We start from the raw sequence: 20802 nt of genomic DNA on the forward strand, positions 1-20802 counted from the left end.
TCAGATCGTCTCCGGGCGCAGCCCTAGCTTGTCGTTGCGCAAGGGGTTGGGCGCGAGCTTCGCGAGAGCCTGGCGGACGCCCGCGAATGGATTGGCGATCGTCTTCTTCATCTTGCCGGAGGCACCGAAGGAGCGGCCGCAGGAGTGGCAGCAGTGCTCGACGTGCGGCGTGAACGCGTGCTCGGCTTCGTCGAAGTGGTGATCTCCGCAGCCCGGGCAGACCAGGTCCACCACCCTGCCCTCCAGGTGGGGCATCGCCGACTGCGCCATGAAGGCGCGAACGTGCGCGGCGTTGAGCGCCACGCCGTCGATCACCACCTCGGCGAACGTGTCGTCCAAGCCGCTGGGCATCTCCTCGTCTGGCGTCTTGAAGGCGTGCACGTGGACGCCGTCCTCCTCCGCGCGCTGCGACGTCCACAAGATCGCCGGATTCGAGCCCCAGATCTGCACGCCGCCGGGAAAGTCGCTCTGCCTGAACTTGGCCTTCTTCTTGGAAGGAACGAGCTTGGGCTTTTGCGCGCCCAGCATGTGCCTCACGGTCGCTAAAGGGTTGCCGACGCCCGCGCCGCTGTCCGAGAACTGCTTGCCGCAGCCGTGGCACTGGTGGCGCCGGTGCGCGTGGACTGCGAACCAGTCGCGGTCCAGATGCGGAAAGCCGCAGTAGGTGCAGTTGACGGTCGTCGTCTCGAACCCGAACACGCCCGAGACCATGTAGTTGATGGCGTCGATCTCGTCGACCTCCGCCCACCCGTCGGACAGCAAGTCCTTTGCGAGCGGGATGCGCAGCTTGCGGTACGTCCGGTCGATCACCTTCGCCCCGCCCTTTTCGAGCCGAGCGTGCACGTGGATCCCCCGGTCCGTTGGCTTGCTCGTCGTGTCGTATACGGCGGGGACGGATCCCCACAGCGCGATGCCGCCGGGATAGGCGCGGAAATCCAGGTCCAGCATGTCCTCGGGCGCGATAGGCTCGTCGTCGGCCGCCACGCACTTCTCCGCGGGCGTGCCGTATTTCGCCGTGGCGTTGGCGTGATGACCAAGGCACCAATAGCGCGTGCCGCCGTCTCGGCGCCGGCCCACCGGGACGATGTTGCAACTCATCGGGCAAGCTTACCCGACTCGCGCGCCTGTCGCCGGCGCGCGTCTGAGGCTCCAACGCGCGCGCGTCAGCGACCACTTTTCACGCGCACGGCGTCATTTTCGGTCGCCCTAGACGCGCCAAGCGCTTAGAAGATGAACTGGTCCGACACGGATTTGTGCTCAGATGACCAGCCTTGGCATACAGCCACCCCTCCAAAGGTGAACTGGTCTTGGAATAAAAAAACTGATTTTGGTAAACACAAGCATATGATTTGAAAGGATTTTTCGCGATTTCTTGGGAATCCGCAATTGGAACTCCTTCTAGAACGAAGATTGCTCTTCGCTAAAAATGCGAAGTGTCGATATTTTGGAGTCGCCAATGACCACCGTCCCCGATCTGTTGAAGGCCCTCGGCGAGTTGCTTTCGATCATGCAATCCAACTCCATGCTGCTGCTGGCCGTCGTCGCGATCTGCGGCTTCGCCGTGGTCGCGCTGGCGCTGCGCATCGTTCACGCAGCCTTGGAGAAGAAGTGAGCTGGGCCAAGATGCCGACCGGCTGGCTGCGGCCGGTCGAACTGCCTGCGCCGCCTCAAGCGGCCAAGCCGCGGAAGGCGCGATGCGACGTTGATGACGTCGACCTGGACGACTTGATCGACCTGGACTCCAAGCCCGCGAAGTTCTATCCGCTGTCCCTCTTCGAGTGGCGCAAGGACGGATCGAGCTCCATGGCGGCGCTGATGATCGTGATGGCACTGAGCATCAAGCTCAATCAATCGCTGCGCGGTGAGCGCTTCGAGCAGGGCAAGCCGCGGCCGACGGCCGTGGCGGTGACCTACGACGAGCTGACTAGGATGACGGGTTTCGCCCGCGCTACCGTGAGCTCTGGGATCGACCTGCTCGAGGAGCTGGGGGCGATCTCGCGCTCGAAGATCGGCCGCGCCAACTCCTACTCGATGCACGGCGTAAACGAGCCTGGGCGCTGGTGCCAACTGCCGCAAAGCACGCTGCTGCGGCCCGACGGGACCCTCTCCATCAAGAAGTTGGAGCGCAAGCGGGCGACCCTGCACGCGCTTCGGGTCTACGCCGCCCTGCTCTCGCTGCGCAGGCAGCAGACGAACACCGCCTCGATCAGCTGGACGGGTCTCTCACGATGGACCGGGGTGCGGCGCGCCGACATCGGCCCGGCTGTCCAGGTTCTGGTCGCGTGGGGCTTGGTCTCCTTCTCCGAGGAGCTCGACGACCGCCGCCTCGATGGCGAGGATCGCAGCAACAGATACCGAATCGTCGGCCTGGGGAAGGTGCAGCACGTCAGCGAGGTGGCCTGAGCGAACAGGCCTTCGCTCGGCAGTGATCGACGGCTCTCGGCGAGCCGCGGGCGGCCATGTGGAAAATCATGTCGCCTTGAACACAATGACTTTGGCGCCTTGGCCCAAATCGTCCAGGTAATCCGCCCAGCGCTGCATCATTGCCCTGCGCGCCGGCAGATGGGCAGTGCGGTTGTAGGCTCGCCCATTGGGATCTTTCACCGTGTGCGCGAGTTGGTGTTCGATCAAGTCAGGGCGCTCGCCCAACACCTCGTCCATGATCGTCCGGGCCATCGCGCGAAAGCCGTGGGCAGTCATCACTTCCTTCGCATAGCCCATGCCCCGCAACGCAGCATTGACGGTGTTCTCGCTCATGCAGCGCTCTCCCGTGCGAATGCTGGGAAACACGTACCGACGGTGCCCGCTGATGGGCTGCACCTCTCGCAGGATCCTCACGGCCTGCCGTGACAGCGGTACGAGGTGCTCAACCTTCATCTTCATCCGCGAGCTGGGAATGCGCCACTCGCCCGCGTCCAGGTCCATTTCGCTCCACTCTGCCGCCCGCAGTTCGCCCGGGCGCACGAACACCAGCGGCGACAGCTGCAGCGCCGCCCGCACGGTCGGGTGCCCTTCGTAGGCATGGATCGAGCGCATGAGTTGCCCGACCTGCTTCGGGTCCGTGATGGCGGGATAGTTGGTCTTGTCGACCGATACCAGCGCGCCTCGAAGGTCGACGGTAACGTCGCGCTCCACATGACCCACCGCCACCGCGTAGCGGAACACCTGCGAGCAGATCTGCACGACGCGGTGGGCGCTTTCGTGAATGCCGCGCGCCTCCATGCGACGGGCCACCTTGTCGAGCACGTCCTTGGCTCGGATGGTCGAGATGGGCAGCCTGCCGATGAACGGGAAAACGTCCTTCTCAAGCCAGTTTGTGACCTTGGCCTGCGTGACCGCTGCGCGCTTGTTCGCCGTTCTGGCAAGCCAGTCGCGTGACACGACCTCGAAGGTGTTCGCCGCGGCCTCGGTCCTGGCCTGCTTTTCCTCGCGCTTGGCGACGGCGGGATCGATTCCATCCGCCAGAAGCTCCCGCGCCTTTTCGCGTCGCTGACGAGCCTTGACGAGCGATACGTCAGGGTAGACGCCCAGGGCGAGGGTCTTCTGCTTCCCTAAGAACCGGTAGCTCATGCGCCAGTACTTGCCGGTCGCCGTCACGTGAAGGTACATACCGCCCCCGTCCGCGTACTTCTCCCCGTTGGCCGCGCCCTCATGCCTGAGCTGCCTCACGCGGGTGTCGTTCAGTGCCATCGCCTTGCCTCCTGTTGGTATCGGCCTTTCCCGAATCAGCGGATACCAACAAAAATGATGGTATTTCGTTGCGATGTGATGGTACGGAGCGAGACCGCGAGGGGCAACAAAAAACCCGCAATGCCAGGAAGCATGCGGGTTCTGAGCTGGTTTGAGACCGTGCGAAACGATGTTCTGGTCCCGCCGCCAGGAATCGAACCTGGATCTCAGCCTTCGGAGGGCCGAATTCTATCCATTGAAATACAGCGAGAGGGGCGCTTCAGGCAAGGCCCGAAGCCCGTGATTATCACTGATCACGCAAGCTGCTTGCAGTTCCCCTCCCCCACCGCAGGCCTGCGCTCGAATCCGAGCCCCGCGAGATAGACGTGGAACAGATGGCGCCCGGCCGGCACGAGGTCGAAGGCGCCGGGCTCGAGCAGCCAGTCCTGGATCAGCCCGCTGATCACCGCATGCAGCCCGAAGGCGGCGGTCTTCGCCGGGATGGGCAGTTCGATGCCCGCGCGGCCCGCGGCATGCTGGAGCGCGTGGACGAAATCGGTCACGCATTCGTTGCGGGCGCTGCGGTGGCGCTGCAGCACCGGGGCCATCTCGTCCGTGTACTCGACCTTGAGCGTGGCCACCTCGAAGACGCGCCGGGCCTGGGGGTCGGTGACCATTAGGTTCAGGGCCTGCACCATCACCTGCTCGATGGCCGCCAGCGGGTCCTCGTTGGCCGCACTGGCTTCGCGGGTGGCGCACTCCAGCGGCAGGGTGACGCGCTCCATCATGGCGTTGAAGAGGTCCGGCTTGTCCTTGAAATGCCAGTAGATCGCACCGCGGGTGGCGCCGGCCTCCTGGGCGATCTGCTGCAGCGTGGTCCGCGACACGCCCTGGGACTGGAAGAGCACTTCCGCCGCATCGAGCAATCGATGCCGGGTAGCCAGTGCCTCTTCCTTGGTACGACGGACCACTTTGCTCCCCTTCCTTAAACATGTAAAACATCGAACCCGCGTGCGACTGCCACTATACATTCACGAATGTATGTAAACTCGGGTCCCTCCCGATGGCCAAGCTCGCCGTGTTGCTTTAGGCACCCGCCGCGACCACGCGCCGTTCCTCGTCCCTGCTCCAAAGGAATCGCATGCCCGTTCTGCATGTCTCGCGTCATTCGTTGTTGTCCATGTCGCGTCGCCCCGCCTTCGCCGCCGTCGCAGCCGCCGCGGTGCTGGCGCTCGCCGCTTGCGGCAAGAGCGATGCCCCGGCCGGAGGCGCCCCTGGGGGCGGTGCCGGCGGCGGCGCACCGCCGCCGCCCGAAGTGGGGGTGGTAGTGGCCACGCCGACCGATGTGGGGCTGGTGACCGAGCTGCCGGGCCGCCTCGAGGCCTCGCGTGTGGCCGAGGTGCGCGCCCGCGCCGCGGGCATCCTGCAGCAGCGGCAGTTCCGCGAAGGCAGCGACGTGAAGGCCGGGCAGCCGCTGTTCCGCATCGATCCGGCCCCCTACCTGGCGACGCAGCAGAGTGCCCAGGCGAGCCTGGCACGTGCCGAGGCCAATGCGGTCCAGGCCAAGGCACTGGCCGAGCGCTACAAGCCGCTGGTGGAGGCCAACGCGGTCAGCAAGCAGGAATACCTGAACGCCGTCGCAGCCGCCAAGACCGCCGAAGCGGACATCGCGGTCGCGCGGGCCGAGCTGCAGACCGCGAGGATCAACCTCGGCTACGCGAGCGTCACGGCGCCGATCGCAGGCCGCATCGGCCGCGCGCTGGTGACCGAAGGCGCGCTGGTCGGCCAGGGCGACGCCACGCCGCTGGCGGTGATCCAGCAGATCGACCCGGTGTACGTGAACTTCACGCAATCGGCGAACGACGTGCTCAAGCTGCGCCGCGCGATGGATGCCGGCCAGTTCAAGCGCGCGAGCGGCAGCGATTCGGCCAGCGTGCGCATCCTGCTGGAAGGCGGCAGCGAGTACGCGCTGCCCGGCAAGCTGCTGTTCTCCGACCTGACGGTGGACTCGACCACGGGCCAGGTGACGCTGCGCGCCGAGGTGCCGAACCCGAAGGGCGAGCTGCTGCCCGGCCTCTACGTTCGCGTGAAGGTGGAGCAGGCCCAGGCGACGAATGCGATCACGGTGCCGCAGCAGGCGGTCACGCGCACCCAGCAGGGCGACACCCTGACCGTGGTCGATGCCGAGGGCAAGATGCACAAGCGCACGGTGAAGATCACCGCCGCCCAGAACAACCAGTGGGTGGTCACCGAAGGCCTGAAGGCCGGCGAGCAGGTCATGGTCGACGGCTTCCAGAAGCTGATGATGATGCCCCCCGGCGCACCGGTGAAGCCGGTGCCCTGGAAGGCGCCCGACCCCGCCTCCGCCGCAGCCCCGGCCGCGCCCGCCAACGCTGCTGCGGCTCCGGCCGCGAAGCCGTAAGGAGCGCGCCCGCATGGCAAAGTTCTTCATCGAGCGGCCCATCTTTGCGTGGGTGATCGCGCTGTTCGTGATCGTGGTGGGCGCCGTGTCCATCACGCAGCTGCCGATCGCGCAGTACCCGCCGGTGGCCCCCCCGGCCATCGTCGTCAATGTCGCCTATCCCGGCGCCTCCGCCCAGACGCTGGAAGACAGCGTGCTGTCGGTCATCGAGCGCGAGATGAACGGCTCCCCCGGCCTCATCTACATGGAATCGGTGGCGCAGGCCGACGGCACGGGCACCATCACCATCACCTTCGAGACCGGCACCAATGCGGACCTGGCGCAGGTGGACGTGCAGAACCGCTTGTCGCGCGCCACGCCCCGGCTGCCGGCGGCGGTGACGCAGCAGGGCGTGCGCGTGGACAAGTCGCGCAACAACTTCCTGCTGTTCACGATGCTGTCCTCGGACAACCCCGCGATCGACACCACGGCGCTTGGCGACTACGCCTCGCGCAACGTGGTGCCCGAGCTGCAGCGGGTGGCCGGCATCGGCCAGGCGCAGCTGTTCGGCACCGAGCGCGCCATGCGCATCTGGATCGATCCCGCCAGGCTGCGGGGCTACAACCTGTCGGCGGCCGACGTCAACGCGGCGGTTCGCGCGCAGAACGCGCAGGTGTCCTCCGGCACCATCGGCGACCTGCCCAACGTGGCGGGCCAGTCGATCGCGGCGACCGTGGTGGTCAACGGCCAGCTCACCACCACCGAACAGTTCGGCGACATCGTGCTGCGCGCGAATACCGACGGCTCTACCGTGCGGCTCAAGGACGTCGCGCGCATCGAGCTGGGCGGCCAGGGCTACGCCACCTCGGCGCGGCTGAACGGCCAGCAGGCCGTCGGCATCGGCGTGCAGCTCGCGCCCAGCGGCAACGCCCTGGCCTCGGCCAAGGCGATCCGGGCCAAGATGGCCGAGCTCGAGCGCTTCTTCCCGCAGGGCGTGAAGTGGAGCATTCCCTACGACAGCTCGCGCTTCGTCAACATCTCGATCACCGAAGTGGTGAAGACGCTCTTCGAGGCGGTGGCGCTGGTGTTCCTGGTGATGTTCCTGTTCCTGCAGAACTGGCGCTACACGCTCATCCCGACCATCGTGGTGCCGATCGCGCTGCTGGGCACCTTCGCCGTCCTGCTCGCGCTGGGCTTCTCGATCAACGTGCTGACCATGTTCGGCATGGTGCTGGTGATCGGCATCGTGGTGGACGACGCGATCGTGGTGGTGGAGAACGTCGAACGCATCATGAGCGAGGAGGGACTCTCCCCGCTCGAAGCCACGCGCAAGGCGATGCGCCAGATCTCCGGCGCCATCGTCGGCGTGACGGTGGTGCTGATCTCGGTGTTCGTGCCGCTGGCCTTCTTCGCGGGTTCCACCGGCAACATCTACCGCCAGTTCTCGGCGGTGATGGTGGCGTCGATCGGCTTCTCGGCCTTCTTGGCGCTGTCGCTCACGCCCGCGCTCTGCGCCACGCTGCTGAAGCCGGTGGAAGCCGGCCACCATCACGAGAAGCGCGGCTTCTTCGGCTGGTTCAACCGCGGCTTCACGCGCACCGCCAAGGGCTACGAGAGCCTGGTGGCGCGCATCCTCAAGCGCGCGGCGCGCTACCTGGTGATCTACGCCGCAATCATCGGCGCGGTGGTGCTGGTGTACCGGCAGTTGCCGACCTCCTTCCTGCCGCAGGAAGACCAGGGCTACATCATCGTCAACGTGCAGCTGCCGCCGGGCGCGACGCAGGAACGCATGCTGTCGGTGATGCAGGACGTCGAGAAGTACATCCTGAAGCAGCCGGAAGTGGAGAGCATGGTCGGCGTGCTCGGCTTCAGCTTCTCGGGCCAGGGCCAGAACGCGGGCCTCGCCTTCGTGACGCTCAAGGACTGGGAGCAGCGCCACGACCCGGGCCAGTCGGCCGATGCGGTGGCCGGCCGCGCCTTCGGGGCGCTGTCGAGCATCCGCGACGCCTTCATCTATCCGCTGTCGCCGCCACCGATCCCCGAGCTGGGCAACGCGAGCGGCTTCAGCTTCCGCCTGCAGGACCGCGGCGGCGCCGGGCATGACGCGCTGACCAACGCGCGCAACCAGCTCCTGGGCATGGCGAGCCAGAGCCCGCTGCTGACGCAGGTGCGGCCCGACGGCCTGGAAGACGCGCCGCAGCTGCAGATCGACATCGACCGCGACAAGGCGAATGCGCTCGGCGTGGGGTTCGATGCCATCAACAGCACGCTGTCGACCGCGCTGGGCTCCAGCTACATCAACGACTTCCCGAACCAGGGCCGGCTGCAGCGCGTGGTGGTGCAGGCCGACGCGCCGGCGCGCATGCAGCCGGACGACCTGCTCAGGCTCAACGCGAGCAACAGCAAGGGCGAGCCGGTGCCGCTGTCGGCCTTCGCGAGCACGCGCTGGATCACCGGTGCGCAGCAGACGGTGCGCTACAACGGCTATCCGGCCGTCCGCATCTCGGGCTCGGCCGCGCCGGGCTACAGCTCGGGCGCCGCGATGGCCGAGGTGGAAAAGCTCGCCGCACAGCTGCCTCCGGGCTTCGGCTACGAATGGACCGGCCAGTCGCGCGAGGAGAAGCTTGCGGGCGCGCAGGCAATCGTCCTGTACGCCTTCTCGATCCTCGCGGTGTTCCTGTGCCTGGCCGCGCTTTACGAGAGTTGGACCATTCCGCTGGCGGTGATCCTGGTCGTGCCGCTGGGCGTGCTGGGCGTGCTGCTCGCGACCCTGCTGCGCGCCTATTCGAACGACGTGTACTTCCAGGTCGGGCTGATCACCATCATCGGCCTGTCGGCGAAGAACGCGATCCTGATCATCGAGTTCGCCAAGGACCTGCAGGCGCAGGGCAAGGGTGTGGTCGAGTCGGCATTGGCCGCTGCCCATCTGCGGTTCCGGCCGATCATCATGACCTCGCTGGCCTTCGGCCTCGGCGTGCTGCCGCTGGTGGTGGCTTCGGGCGCAGGCTCGGCAAGCCAGCGCGCGATCGGCACCGGCGTGATCGGCGGCATGGTGACCGGCACGGTATTGGCCGTGATCTTCGTGCCGGTGTTCTTCGTGGTGGTGCGCAGCCTGTTCAAGGGCAGCGAGCGCCAGCGCGAGGTCGACAGGCGCCACGCCCAGGCCGCAGGCATCGAGGAAAGCCCCGCCCAATGATCAAAAAAAACTTCGCTTCGACCGCCTTGGCCAGCGCAGCCGCCATGTTCCTGGCCGGCTGCTCGCTGATTCCGACCTACGAACGCCCGGTGGCCCCGGTGCCGGCCAGCTATCCCGGCGCGCAGCCCGCCGCGGCCAGCGCGTCGCCGGTGTCGACGCTGGCCTGGCAGGACTACTTCACCGATCCTCGGCTGGCGAAGCTGATCGAGACGGCACTCGCCAACAACCGCGACCTGCGCGTGGCCGTTGCCAACATCGAGCAGGCCCGGGCGCAGTTCCAGATCCAGCGCGCGGCGCAGTTCCCCGCGCTCGACCTGGCGGCCAGCGGTTCGCGCTCGAGCCCCAACCCGCTGCAGGCGGCGGGCCTGGGCGGCAGCGTGGCATCGACCTATTCGGTCGGCCTCGGCATCACGGCCTGGGAGCTCGATTTCTTCGGCCGCATCGCCAGCCTCAAGGAGCAGGCGCTGGCGCAGTTCCTCGCCACCGAGGAGTCGCGCAAGGCCACGCAGATCAGCCTGATCAGCGCGGTGGCCAGCGGCTGGCTCACGTTGATCGCGGACGACGAGCTGCTCGCGCTCACGCGCCAGACGCTGGCCACGCGTGAGGAGTCGCAGAAGCTCACGCGCCTGCGCTTCGACAGTGGCGTGGTCTCGGAGATCGACCTGCGCCTGGCCGATTCGCTGGCCGAGAGTGCCCGCGCTTCCTACGCGGAGCAGCAGCGCCTGCGCATGCAGGACGAGAATGCGCTGGCCCTGCTGCTCGGCGCGCCGGTGCCACCGGAAGCCACCGAAGGCGGCGCGCGCGGCCTGGGCGCGGTTGCGCCGATGGCGGAACTGCCCGCGGGCCTGCCTTCCGACCTGCTGGGCGAGCGGCCCGACATCCGCGCCGCCGAGCAGCAGTTGATCGCGGCCAACGCCAACATCGGCGCGGCGCGCGCGGCCTTCTTCCCGCGCGTGTCGCTGACCACCTCGATCGGCACCGCCAGCAGCGAGTTCTCGAACCTGTTCGACCGCGGCACCAAGGCCTGGGCCTTTTCGCCGCAGCTCACGCTGCCGATCTTCGACGCGGGCCGCAACCAGGCCGGGCTGGATTCGGCCAGGGCCGGCCGCGACATCGCGGTGGCGCAGTACGAGAAGTCGATCCAGACCGCCTTCCGCGAGGTCGCCGACGCGCTTGCCGGCCGCGCCACCCTGAGCGAGCAGTTGCGCGCCCTGCGCGCGCAGACGGAAGCCGAATCGGCGCGCTTCAGGCTCTCGGACCTGCGCTACCGCAACGGCATCGCGAGCGCGCTGGACCTGCTCGACTCCCAGCGCTCGCTCTACGGCGCGCAGCAGGCTGCAGTGCAGGTCCAGCTCGCTCAACTGCAGAACCAGGTGGTGCTGTACAAGGCGCTGGGCGGCGGATGGGCCACGCGTTGAGGCCCGGGGGACCGTCACGGGGCGCCTTCGGGTGCTCTCTATAATCCGCGGTTGATTACAAAAAGCCCGACGAGCCCCCCACACTGAGGACCCAATGAGCGACGACGCGCACTACCAGGCCACAGAAGACGCCCACACGGGCCCGATCAAGAACCCCAAACAACTGCTGCTGGCGGTCTTCTTCTCCTTCATTGCGCCGATCCTGATCATTGTCGGCCTGGTCGCGTACGTGACCTCCGCCAACCACCCCTCGGGCGAAGTGCAGGGCTCGGGCATGGCGCTCTACGGCGTGACGAAGGAAGAGCGCGACCGCGAGCTCGCCGAGCGCCTGAAGAAGGTCGGTTCGATCGAGATCCGCGACGCCAACCGGCCGCTGGCCACCGGCGAGGCAGTGTTCAAGGCACAGTGCGTGGCCTGCCACGGCTCCCCGGGCATTCCAGGTGCCCCGCACCTCAACGACGCCGCAGGCTGGGGCCCGCGCATCGGCCAGGGCTACGAGACCCTGCTGGAACACGCGCTCAAGGGCAAGGGCGCCATGCCGCCGCAGGGCGGCGGCGACTTCGAGGACGTCGAGATCGGCCGTGCGGTCGTCTACCTGGCCAATTCAGGCGGCGCCAAGTTCCCGGTGCCGGACCGCCCGGCGGCCGCAGGCGCACCGGAGGGCGCGGCAGCCAATGCGGCAGCAGCGCCGGCCGCGAATGCGGCAGCGGCACCAGCCTCGGCAACTGCCACCAAGCCGTAAGCGGTCTCCGGACCTCGCCAAGACAAAGAGCCCGCAATGCGGGCTCTTTGTTTTTGGGCGTGCGGCGTTCGGCTTCTCTCAGTGCGGTGCCTGGACAGGTGAGGTCGCCGCCGGGCTCATGACATACCCATAGCGCCCCGGCAGGTCCGCGGCACGCACGTTCTCCGGCACCCAGCGCCCCCGCTCGACCGCCTCGGCCGCGAAGCCCATGTCCTGCGTGTGCACCAGGCCCAGCCCGAGCGGCGTCGTTAGATAGAGGCGCCCCTGCTCGTCCACCAGGCAGGCCGAAGGCTCGACCAGATCGCCCGCATGCGATCGCACGCTGAAGTCCTCGCCGACGCGCCACACCCAGGGCGCGGCCTCGAGCTCCACGTAGACGCGCTGCGGTCCGTTCTGGAAGAACCATTGACCGCGTTCGTCGTGCTCGTAGTTGCGCTGGATGAAGTCGATCAGCTTCTCATGCTTCAGCAGCGAGCCCTTGGCGGTCGGGAAGGGCCCCATCGCCTGCGTGCGGTCGTCCCGCAGGTACCAGTTGCCGCGCGCGTCAAGGCCGAGCCAGCCATGGCAGTGCGGCACGTTGGGCCACTTGGCGATGGCCTGTTTGACGATGTCGTCCATGCCGCAGATTCTGGCGCGGATGGTGCCCCTGCGCCATCGGACGAAGCCGCGTCAAAGATGCTGCGCCAGCCAGTCGCCGACGCGTTCGGGCATGCCGCGCACATGACCCGGCGGCCGCCCCATCGGGAAGCCCACATGCCCGCCGTGGGCCGGCTGCCACAGCGTGACGTGGCGGCCCGCGTCCTCGGGCCGTGGCAGGCTGGCGGCCGGCACGAAGGGATCGTTGGTCGCGTCACGACCAACGCCGGGACGCGGATCGCACCCAGGTGCGGCTTGGCCGAAGCCCGACGCCAGTAGTCGTCGGTGTCGCGAAAGCCGTGCAGCGGCGCGGTGAACACGTTGTCGAAGGCATGCAGGTCGGCCGCCGCCATCAAGGCCTCGCGGTCGAACAGGCCCGGATGCTGCGCGAGCTTGGCCAGCGCCTTGGGCTTCATGCTGGCCAGGAACATGCGCGTGTAGACCAGCCGGTTGAAGCCTTGCCCGATGGCTGCCCCGCCGGCCGCGAGGTCCAGCGGGGCGCTGATCGAAACCACCGCATCGACCTGCTTCGAAGCCTCGGCGCCCGCCTCCTCGGCCCACCGCAGCAGCGCGTTGCCGCCCAGCGAGACGCCCGCCGCGAAGATTGGCGCCCCCACGCTCGGCACTTCGTGTCCTCGCTGCCCCCCAAGGGGGCGCTCGCTTGCTTGGGGCGGCCCGGCGCTGCGCTCGGGTCCCACGTGCCGCTGGCGCAGGCGCGCAAGAATCCAGCCCACCTCCTCGAAGTCCCCCGAGTGGTAGGCCCGTGGCGCGAGATTGATCTCGCCGCTGCAGCCGCGGAAATGCGGCACCGCATAGTCCCAGCCGCGTGCCAGCGCATGGGCCGCGAAGGCCTCGGCATAGTGGCTCTTCGACGAGCCCTCGAGCCCATGGAACAGGACCAGCAGCGGCCGCGGCGCGGGCCCTTCCGCCGCAAGGAAGTCGACGTCGATGAAGTCGCCGTCCGGCGTGGTCCAGCGCTCGCGGCGGTAGGGCGGCAACGGCGCCTCCACACGCCGCGCCCAGAGCGCGGGCCAGATGGTCTGGAGGTTGCCGCCGGGCAACCACCGTGGCGCGACGTATTGCATCAGTGAAGAACCTGCGGGATCTCGTCCGCCTCGTCGGGCGCATGAACCATGCCCGGACTCGCATGGTGGGCCACCATGCGCCAGCCCTGCGGGGTCTTGTGATAGACGTTGGTGGCCAGCACGAAAGCATGGCGCGGCCCCTCGGCCGTCAGCACCTCGATGCGCTCCAGCACGTTGTGGACCGCGCTCGCCAGCGATTCGACCCGGCGCACACGGGCCGGCGTGGCATGGATCGCGCCGTTGGCGAACATCTGCTCGAAGGCTGCCCGGATCGCGCTGGCGCCCACCAGGCGCGGGCCGCCGGGGTGCACGCAGAACACCTCGTCCTCGTCGGCCCAGCAGGCCATCAGCCCGTCGATGTCGCCGCGCTGCAGCGCCTCGTAGAAGGTGGCCTCGATATCGTCGGCAGTGCCGGCCACGGCGGCGGCGCGGAGTTTGGTCTTGGACATGGTGGCTGCGGCTGGAGCTGGCGATTTTGCCTCGGGCGCGCGACGCGCATCGGTCGCACGCGCATCAGCAGGCCGCAATGAGCCCGGCATGGCGGGCTTGTCAGGCCGCTTCAGCCCGGACTTCGCCCCGGCCCGCCGAACAGCCAGCCCTCGGCCACAGCCAGCAATTCGCCTTGTGCCGCCTGCCACACCAGCTCGGGCGCGGCCACGTGCACCCCCGGCGGCGCGATGCGCAGCGCCACGTCGACCAGCTCCGCCACCTTGCCGGCGCGCACCGGCTGCTCGCTGGTCGGCACCATGAAGCGCGCGATGGACAGCATCCAGGCCGCCAGCCGCTCGGCCGGATTGGCGAAGCGTGCCGCGGCGGGCTTGCGCGCCGTGCGCACGATGATCACGCGCTCGAAGCCCTGGGCCACCACCGCCTCCTCGTCGAGGCTCGCCAGGCCGCGCTTGAGCGCCTCCGGCAGCCGGCCCTGGTCGTGCGGCTGCACGACGGCCAGCGTGCGCACGCCGCAGGCCTTCAGCCAGGCTGCGAGCGCGGGCAGCTGCGCCGGCTCGGGCGTCCACAGCGCGCGTTCGCGGTCGTAATAGAGGCGCGGCGGCTCGAACAGGACCAGCGCCGCGTCCGCCGCGGTGCGCGGCCAATGCGCGATGTCGGGGCTCGGCGCCTGCACGGTCTCGACGCCGCGCAGCCCGTCGCGGATGGGCTCGCGCGCCAGCACGCGCGTGTGCTCGAAGCGATGCCGACCCGCGAGCCGCCGCACCAGCTCCTGGCCCAGCGCGCCGGTGGCGCCGGCGATCAGCAGCGTGCCCTCGTCCCGGCGCAGGGCTGGTACCCCGCGGTTCGCGGCCTGCAATGCTTGAAGAGGATCGACCGCCATCGGCCTATGCTAACTTCGCCACTTCGCACGAACGACCAAGAAGGCTCCGATATGGTGATCATGAAACGCTGGCTCCTGATCCTCCTTGCAACGCTGTCGCTCGCGGGCTGCGGCTACAACGACTTCCAGCGCCTCGACGAAGCGAGCAAGTCGGCCTGGAGCGAGGTGCTCAACCAGTACCAGCGCCGCGCGGACCTCGTGCCCAACATCGTGGCCACGGTCAAGGGCGAAGCCAACTTCGAGCAGGAGACGCTGACCAAGGTGATCGAGGCGCGGGCCAAGGCCACCTCGATCCAGGTCACGCCCGAGACGCTCAACAACCCCGAGGCCTTCAACCGCTTCCAGCAGGCGCAGGGCGAGCTCTCCAGCGCGCTGTCGCGCCTGATGGTGGTGGCCGAGCAGTACCCCAATCTGAAGGCCAACCAGGCCTTCCGCGACCTGCGCGTGACGCTGGAAGGCACCGAGAACCGCATCACGGTGGCGCGCAACCGCTACATCCAGACGGTGCAGGAGTACAACGTGCTGGCGCGCAGCTTCCCCACCAACATCACGGCCAAGATCTTCAGCTACGACCCCAAGGCCAACTTCAGCGTGCAGAACGAAGCCCAGATCTCCACGCCGCCGACGGTCGACTTCGGCCAGCAGCAGCAGCCGAAGAAGTAAGCCTCGATGACGGCCGCCCGCATCCGGCGCGCGCTGGCAGCTCTCTTCCTCCTGGCCTTCGCGCTCGTGGGCGCGCAGGCGCAGGACCTGCTGCCGGTGCCGCCGCTCGGCGCGCGGGTGATCGACCAGACCGGCACGCTGGACGCCGCGCAGCGCCAGGCACTCGAAGCCAAGCTCGCCGCCTTCGAGCAGGAGAAGGGCTCGCAGATCGTCGTGCTGATGGTCGCGACCACGGCACCCGAGGACATCGCGAGCTACGCCAACCGCGTGGCCAATGCCTGGAAGATCGGCCGCAAGGAGGTCGGCGACGGCATCCTCGTCGTGGTTGCCAAGAACGACCGCAAGATGCGCATCGAAGTCGCAAAGACGCTCGAGGGCGCGGTGCCCGACATCGCGGCGGCACGCATCATCGATTTCGCGATGAAGCCGCGCTTTCGCGAGAACGACTTCGCGGGCGGACTCGACGCCGCGGCCGACCAGTTGATCGCGCGCGTCAAGGGCGAGCCGCTGCCCGAAGTCGATGCCAGGAGCGGCGACTTCGGCGGCGGGCAGGAGGAGCACGGCTTCGACTGGGGCGACCTGGCGATCTTCCTGTTCTTCGGCGTGTTGATCGGCGCGCCGATCGCGCGCGCCATCCTCGGCAAGGTGCTGGGGCCGGTGGCGCTCGGCGGCGTGACCGGGGCGGTGGTGATGGTGCTGACCGCGAGCCTGGTGATCGCCGTGCTCGCGGGGCTTGCGGCGCTGCTCTTCACGCTGCTGTCGAGCGCCTTCGGCGCCGGCGCCGGACGGCGCGTCGGCCGTGGCGGCGGCTGGGGGCCGGGCATCGGCGGGCTCGGCGGCGGCTGGGGTGGTGGCGGCGGCTGGGGCGGCGGGTCCTCGTCCGGCGGCGGCTTCAGCTCCGGCGGGGGCGGCGATTTCGGTGGCGGCGGCGCCTCGGGGGACTGGTAGCGATGGCCACGCACTCCTTTCTTTCCACGCTCCGACGCCTGTGGCGCCACCGCTGGGTCGACGCGGCCGACGTGCGGCGCGTCCTGCCTCCCGAGGCCCTGCAACGCCTGAAAGGCAGGATCGCGGCCAGCGAGCGCCGGCATCGCGGCGAGGTGCGCATCTGCATCGAGGCCGGGCTGCCCTGGTCCTACATCCGGCGCGGCGCGCCAGCGCGCGAGCGCGCGATCACCATGTTCGGCAAGCTGCGCGTGTGGGACACCGCAGACAACAACGGCGTGCTGATCTACCTGCTGCTCGCCGAGCACGCGATCGAGATCGTGGCCGACCGCGGGATCGATGCCCACGTGAGCACGGAAGAATGGGCTGCGATGGCCAGGCGGATGGCCGCCGCCTTCCGCGAGGGCCGCTTCGAGGACGGGCTCACGCAGGCGCTGGAAGAAGTCTCGGCGCTGCTGGTGGCGCACTTCCCGCTGGCCGAGGGCGAGCCCGACCGCAACGAGCTGCCCGATGAACCGGTGGTGGTGATGTAGCGGTCGCCTCAGGCTCGCGCGTCAAGCCGCTTCCTTGCGAGCCTCGAAATACGCCGCCAGGCGCGTGCGTTCCTGCTCGAAAGCCGGCATGCCGGCGAGAACCGCCTTCCAGTCGCCGGTGCGGCTGGCGCGCTCGATGTTCTCGCATGCGGCTGCGAACGCGAGCGCACCGACCATCTTGCTGGCGCCCGCCATGCGGTGGGCGAACTGCGTGACCTGGGCGACGTCGTCAACGGCCACTGCCCGCCCGAGTCCGGCCGAGTCGTCTTCGCAGGTTCGCCGGAAAGCTGCAAGCACCTCGCCCACCATCGACACGTCGCCGCCGCATGTCGCCGTGAGGAGCGCCTGGTCGATCGGGCCGGCGGAGGGGGCAGCCTGCGGGCTCGCTCCGGCGGCGGCGGCGGGCGCCGAGGGCGCCTCGGGAAGCGGCAGCCATCGATCGAGCTTTTCGGTCAGCTGCGCCAGCTCCACCGGCTTGACCAGGAAGTCGTCCATGCCGGCGGCTAGGCACGCCTCGGCCTCGCCCTGCAGCGCGTTGGCGGTGCAGGCGACGATCGGCACGCGCTCGCGCCCCGCGTCGGACTCCAGCCTGCGGATGCTGCGCGCCAGTTCGTAGCCGTCCATGTGGGGCATGTGGCAGTCGGTGATGACGAGCCCGAAGCGACCTGACTTCCACATTTCCAGGCCCTGGACACCGTCGTCGGCGGTCTGGGCGGCATAGCCCAGCGTTCGCACCTGGCGCAGCAGCAGCATGCGGTTGACGGGGTGGTCGTCCACCAGCAGCACCAGCGTTCCTTCCGTCTCGGCCTGCGCGGTGCCGGGCGCCATGCGGCGCATGGCCGCGCCCGCCGGGAATGCGCGCGCGGCGTCGGCGCCGCTCCCTGGCAGGGGCTCGGCGACGGGCAGCGAGAGTTCCAGGGAGATCGTGGAGCCCTTCCCCGGCGCGCTTTCCAGGCTGATCGTGCCCCCCATCATCTGCGCCAGCTGCCGGGAGATGACCAGCCCCAGGCCGGTGCCGCCCGGTCGCCGCCGCCCCTCGTCGCCGACGGCCTGAGTGAAGGGCTGGAACAGGCGCTTCTGGTCCTCGGGCGAGATGCCGATGCCGGTGTCCTTCACCTCGAAGCGCAGGCTTTCGTGCCCATCCGCTCGCCCCAGCCATTGCACGTTGATGTCGATCCAGCCTTCGGACGTGAACTTGATTGCATTGCTGACGAAGTTGTTGAGGATCTGGCGCAGGCGCACCGGATCGACCCGCAGCGCCGGGCTGATGCGCGGGTCGACCATCCGCCGCACGATCAGGCCCTTGCTGCTGGCATTGCCCAGGTAGATGCTCTGCACCTCCTCGATCACGCGCTTGATCGAGACGACCTCGGGGCGGACCTCGAGCTTGCCGGCCTCGATCTTCGAGAAGTCGAGGATGTCGTCGATGATGCGCAGCAGCGCCCGGCTCGATTCCCGCACCAGCCCGAGCGTCTCGCGCTGCTCGGTGTCCAGTTCGGTCAGGCTCAGCAGTTCCAGCATGCCCAGCATGCCGTGCATGGGCGTCCTGATCTCGTGGCTCATGGTGGCCAGGAAGGTGCTCTTGGCACGGTTGGCGGCTTCCACCTCCGAGCTGCGCTGGGCCAGGGCCGCATTCAGCCGCTCGATCTCGCGCTCCTTCTTCTTTCTCTCCGTCACGTCTTCCGACATGGTCAGCACGTAGCGGGCCTGGCCCGTGTCGTCAAGGATGGGAATCTTCTTCGCGTGGAGGACGTGCACGCTGCCATCGCGCTTATGCAGTTCCTCCTCGGGGATGTCCACCTCCCGGCCCAGGGCCAGCGCTTCCCGGTCCTTGGCCGTGAAGAAGTCGGCCTCTTCCCTGGAACTGACGAATTCGTAAGCCGTCTTGCCGAGCAACTCCTGCTCGCTGCGCCCCGTCATTTCCTCCGCGCTCCGGTTGACGCGGATCACCTTCAGGTCCTTGGCGTCCTTGACGATGACCTGGTAGGGAATGTGATGGATCACCGAGTTCAGGAAGGCGTTGGCCGTTTCCAGTTCGGCGGTGCGCAGGTGAACGCGCGCCTCCAGGTCGGCATTCAGGGCACGCAGGTCGTCCTCCACCTGGCGCAGCGCCGCCATATGCTGCCGTTCGGCGATCGCTCGCCGCACCGAGTAACCCAGCCGGCGCAAGCGCCGCTTGATGACGTAGTCCGTGGCGCCGGCCTCCAGGCACTCGACGCCCTCCTCCTCGGACATCAACTCGGCGGTCACCACGATCAGCAGAATGCCCGGATGCTGCTGCAGCACCTGCCGCAGCAGCGCCATGCCGCCGACTTCGTAGTCGCACAGCACCAGATCGAAGGCTTGCCGCTGCAGGGCGGCGATGAAGTCCTCGCGCGTTTGCACCCAAGTGATGTCGCAGGCCAGGTCCTCGGCCCGCAGCCCGGCCCCGATGCGCTGCGCATCGGCAGGCTCATCTTCGAGATGCAGCACGCGGATGGTCATCTCGCCCCATCCTGCTCGCCACGCAGCGACTCGACGACGTCCTTGAACTCCTCGCGGTTGCGTTCGCTCAGCCCGGAGAGGGCCTCGTGCGCCTGCAGGATCCGCTTTTGCACCGCGGCCAGGTCGCCTCCCGTGCCCAGCGCGTAGAGCTCGGGCGCGGCGGGAAGGTCCTCGCGGACCGCGGCCAGTACCTGCTCCATGCTGAGTTCCTCGAACAGGGCGCGCACGGCCGGCGTCACCCCCGCGAGCACCACCCCGCCGCGGGCGACCAGTTCATGCACCGTGCCGAGGCAGGTGCTGTCCATGTACTCGCAGCCGGAGAGCTCGAGCACCAGCGGACGCCGCCCGCCCAGCACGGCCAGTGCTGTTTCATGGAAGGCATCGCAATGCATCCAGGTGGCCCGGCTGCGCAGCGCAAGGTAGGCCGCATCGACAGTTTCGCCGTAGAACACCGCTTCGCACTCGGGCCGCGGCGCGCCGGATGCGGCAGCTGCGGGCAGCTCGGCGCCGTTGTCGAACCAGGAGGCGCCCGCGTGCGCGTCGATGAGCAGGATGGTCACGTCGTCCCGGTCGGCTCCCGCCGGGGTGTCGCCGTGAAGCTGGGTCATCGCCTCCTGCGCGCTGGAGAGCGGCCGGGCGAGCACCTGCTGCAGCAGTTCCAGCTCGCGCTCCGACCCGGAGGGCAGCAGCCCGTCGGTGTAGAGCAGGATCCGGTCGCCCGCCAGGAGCTCGAGACGCTCCTGCGCGAAATGCGCGTCCGGCGCCAGCCCGAGCGCGGGCCCGGTGCGGCGGATCAGACGTGTTTCCCGGCCCTCGCGTGCGTGCAGCACGGGCGGATGGCCCGCGGATGCGAGCGTGAGGCTGGCGTCCGAGGTATCCAGCAGGCCGAAGACGGCCGTCAGGAACAGTCCCGGCGCGGCGTGCGTCTCGCAGATCGAGCGGTTCACCGCGGCCAAGACCTCCGCCGGCGGCAGCGCGAGGCCCGTCGACGGGTCGACCAGCACCAGCCGCTGCTTGAACAGCACCGAGAGCATCGCCGAGGTCACGCCGTGGCCGGTGGCGTCGGCCAGGTAGAAGGCGAGGTGCTGCTCGCCCAGCCGGACCACGTCGTAAAGGTCGCCGCCCACGTGCTGCCCCGGGCGGTAGACCGCCTGGATGCAATAACCCTCCATGGGGGGCGGGCTGCGCGGCAGCAAGGCGCGCTGGATCACCTCCGCGCGCTCGAGATCGCGGCGCAGCACTTCGGAAGTCTCCTCGAGCTCGCAGACCTTGCGCTTCAGTTCCCGGTGAAGGCGCTCCCGTTCGGCCAGCAGTTGCCGGCGCTCGAGCGCGTTGCGCACCGCGACACCCATCTCTTCCGTGCGCGGCGACTTCGGCAGGAAGTCGAACGCCCCCAGCCGGATCGCGGTCACCGCCGAGTCGAAGGTCTCCAGCCCAGAGAGGACGATCCACATGGCGTCCGGGACTGCCTCGCGTCCCCAGCGCAGCAGTTCCAGGCCGTCCATCCGCGGCATCATGATGTCCGTCAGTACCAGGGCGACGTCCGGGTGCTCGCGCAGGACCTGCTGCGCCGTAATTCCGTCGGTCGCCTCCAGGACCGGAGCGCAGCCGAGGGTTTCCAGTGTCCGCTTCACCATCAGGCGGGTCACCGCCTCGTCGTCCACCACCAGCGCGGCGGGAGGGACAGGGTCGAGGTTCAT

The 20802-nt window shown here is 68.5% G+C and carries 17 protein-coding genes, 1 tRNA gene and 1 pseudogene; 9 read left to right on the forward strand and 10 right to left on the reverse strand.

Features of this window, described 5'->3' with window-relative positions:
* Positions 1-984 carry a hypothetical protein gene (locus ACMGEZ_RS15750; protein ID WP_436823204.1) on the reverse strand — a complete coding sequence of 328 codons (984 nt, stop codon included), beginning with the start codon at positions 982-984 and terminating at the stop codon, positions 1-3.
* Positions 985-1456: 472 nt separating this feature from the next.
* Here ACMGEZ_RS15750 and ACMGEZ_RS15755 point away from each other — a divergent pair, with 472 nt between their 5' ends.
* The gene (locus ACMGEZ_RS15755) at positions 1457-1612 is read left to right on the forward strand and encodes a hypothetical protein (RefSeq protein ID WP_436823205.1); all 156 of its coding nucleotides are present in this window, start codon (positions 1457-1459) and stop codon (positions 1610-1612) included.
* Positions 1609-2403 carry a hypothetical protein gene (locus ACMGEZ_RS15760; RefSeq protein ID WP_436823206.1) on the forward strand — a complete coding sequence of 265 codons (795 nt, stop codon included), beginning with the start codon at positions 1609-1611 and terminating at the stop codon, positions 2401-2403. The genes ACMGEZ_RS15755 and ACMGEZ_RS15760 overlap by 4 nt, the downstream gene beginning before the upstream one ends.
* A gap of 66 nt (positions 2404-2469) precedes the next feature.
* Here ACMGEZ_RS15760 and ACMGEZ_RS15765 read toward each other — a convergent pair whose 3' ends face one another.
* From ACMGEZ_RS15765 to ACMGEZ_RS15775, 3 genes are all read right to left on the reverse strand, one after another.
* Positions 2470-3690: a tyrosine-type recombinase/integrase gene (locus ACMGEZ_RS15765; RefSeq protein WP_436823207.1), complete on the reverse strand. Its 1221-nt coding sequence runs from the start codon at positions 3688-3690 to the stop codon at positions 2470-2472.
* Positions 3691-3865: 175 nt separating this feature from the next.
* Positions 3866-3940, reverse strand: a tRNA-Arg gene (locus ACMGEZ_RS15770).
* Between the two features lie 43 nt (positions 3941-3983).
* On the reverse strand, positions 3984-4640 hold the full coding sequence (locus tag ACMGEZ_RS15775) for a TetR family transcriptional regulator (RefSeq protein WP_436823208.1): 657 nt from the start codon (positions 4638-4640) through the stop codon (positions 3984-3986).
* A gap of 170 nt (positions 4641-4810) precedes the next feature.
* Here ACMGEZ_RS15775 and ACMGEZ_RS15780 point away from each other — a divergent pair, with 170 nt between their 5' ends.
* From ACMGEZ_RS15780 to ACMGEZ_RS15795, 4 genes are all read left to right on the forward strand, one after another.
* Complete coding sequence (locus ACMGEZ_RS15780) at positions 4811-6091, forward strand: efflux RND transporter periplasmic adaptor subunit (RefSeq protein ID WP_436823209.1); 1281 nt, start codon at positions 4811-4813, stop codon at positions 6089-6091.
* A gap of 13 nt (positions 6092-6104) precedes the next feature.
* The gene (locus ACMGEZ_RS15785) at positions 6105-9266 is read left to right on the forward strand and encodes an efflux RND transporter permease subunit (RefSeq protein WP_436823210.1); all 3162 of its coding nucleotides are present in this window, start codon (positions 6105-6107) and stop codon (positions 9264-9266) included.
* Positions 9263-10684, forward strand: a complete 1422-nt coding sequence (locus ACMGEZ_RS15790) for an efflux transporter outer membrane subunit (protein WP_436823211.1) — start codon at positions 9263-9265, stop codon at positions 10682-10684. Before ACMGEZ_RS15785 ends, ACMGEZ_RS15790 begins: the two co-directional genes overlap by 4 nt.
* A 94-nt stretch (positions 10685-10778) precedes the next feature.
* The gene (locus tag ACMGEZ_RS15795) at positions 10779-11426 is read left to right on the forward strand and encodes a c-type cytochrome (RefSeq protein WP_436823212.1); all 648 of its coding nucleotides are present in this window, start codon (positions 10779-10781) and stop codon (positions 11424-11426) included.
* Positions 11427-11504: 78 nt separating this feature from the next.
* Here the strand turns inward: ACMGEZ_RS15795 and ACMGEZ_RS15800 are convergent, their stop codons facing one another.
* The 4 genes and pseudogenes from ACMGEZ_RS15800 to ACMGEZ_RS15815 all read right to left on the reverse strand — a co-directional run bounded on the left by ACMGEZ_RS15800 (position 11505) and on the right by ACMGEZ_RS15815 (position 14477).
* Positions 11505-12044, reverse strand: a complete 540-nt coding sequence (locus ACMGEZ_RS15800) for a DUF2946 family protein (RefSeq protein WP_436823213.1) — start codon at positions 12042-12044, stop codon at positions 11505-11507.
* A gap of 51 nt (positions 12045-12095) precedes the next feature.
* Positions 12096-13147: pseudogene (locus ACMGEZ_RS15805) on the reverse strand (YheT family hydrolase).
* Positions 13147-13596: a YybH family protein gene (locus ACMGEZ_RS15810; RefSeq protein ID WP_436823214.1), complete on the reverse strand. Its 450-nt coding sequence runs from the start codon at positions 13594-13596 to the stop codon at positions 13147-13149. The pseudogene ACMGEZ_RS15805 and the gene ACMGEZ_RS15810 overlap by 1 nt, the downstream one beginning before the upstream one ends.
* A 110-nt stretch (positions 13597-13706) precedes the next feature.
* Positions 13707-14477 carry an SDR family oxidoreductase gene (locus ACMGEZ_RS15815; RefSeq protein ID WP_436823215.1) on the reverse strand — a complete coding sequence of 257 codons (771 nt, stop codon included), beginning with the start codon at positions 14475-14477 and terminating at the stop codon, positions 13707-13709.
* A 51-nt stretch (positions 14478-14528) separates the two neighbouring features.
* Between ACMGEZ_RS15815 and ACMGEZ_RS15820 the strand changes: the two genes are divergently transcribed.
* From ACMGEZ_RS15820 to ACMGEZ_RS15830, 3 genes are read left to right on the forward strand one after another with little or no spacing between them, the layout of a single operon-like run.
* Positions 14529-15140 (forward strand): LemA family protein, encoded by a 612-nt coding sequence (locus ACMGEZ_RS15820; RefSeq protein WP_436823216.1) that lies wholly within the window; start codon positions 14529-14531, stop codon positions 15138-15140.
* A gap of 6 nt (positions 15141-15146) precedes the next feature.
* On the forward strand, positions 15147-16088 hold the full coding sequence (locus tag ACMGEZ_RS15825) for a TPM domain-containing protein (protein ID WP_436823217.1): 942 nt from the start codon (positions 15147-15149) through the stop codon (positions 16086-16088).
* 2 nt (positions 16089-16090) lie between these two features.
* Positions 16091-16618 (forward strand): TPM domain-containing protein, encoded by a 528-nt coding sequence (locus ACMGEZ_RS15830; protein ID WP_436823218.1) that lies wholly within the window; start codon positions 16091-16093, stop codon positions 16616-16618.
* Positions 16619-16639: 21 nt separating this feature from the next.
* Here ACMGEZ_RS15830 and ACMGEZ_RS15835 read toward each other — a convergent pair whose 3' ends face one another.
* Together ACMGEZ_RS15835 and ACMGEZ_RS15840 are read right to left on the reverse strand one after the other, a co-directional pair.
* Positions 16640-19102 carry a PAS domain-containing hybrid sensor histidine kinase/response regulator gene (locus tag ACMGEZ_RS15835; RefSeq protein WP_436823219.1) on the reverse strand — a complete coding sequence of 821 codons (2463 nt, stop codon included), beginning with the start codon at positions 19100-19102 and terminating at the stop codon, positions 16640-16642.
* Positions 19099-20802 (reverse strand): SpoIIE family protein phosphatase, encoded by a 1704-nt coding sequence (locus ACMGEZ_RS15840; protein WP_436823220.1) that lies wholly within the window; start codon positions 20800-20802, stop codon positions 19099-19101. The genes ACMGEZ_RS15835 and ACMGEZ_RS15840 overlap by 4 nt, the downstream gene beginning before the upstream one ends.

Origin of the sequence: Variovorax stachyos, from assembly GCF_051400855.1 — a bacterium.
Taxonomy (GTDB): Bacteria; Pseudomonadota; Gammaproteobacteria; order Burkholderiales; family Burkholderiaceae_C; genus Variovorax.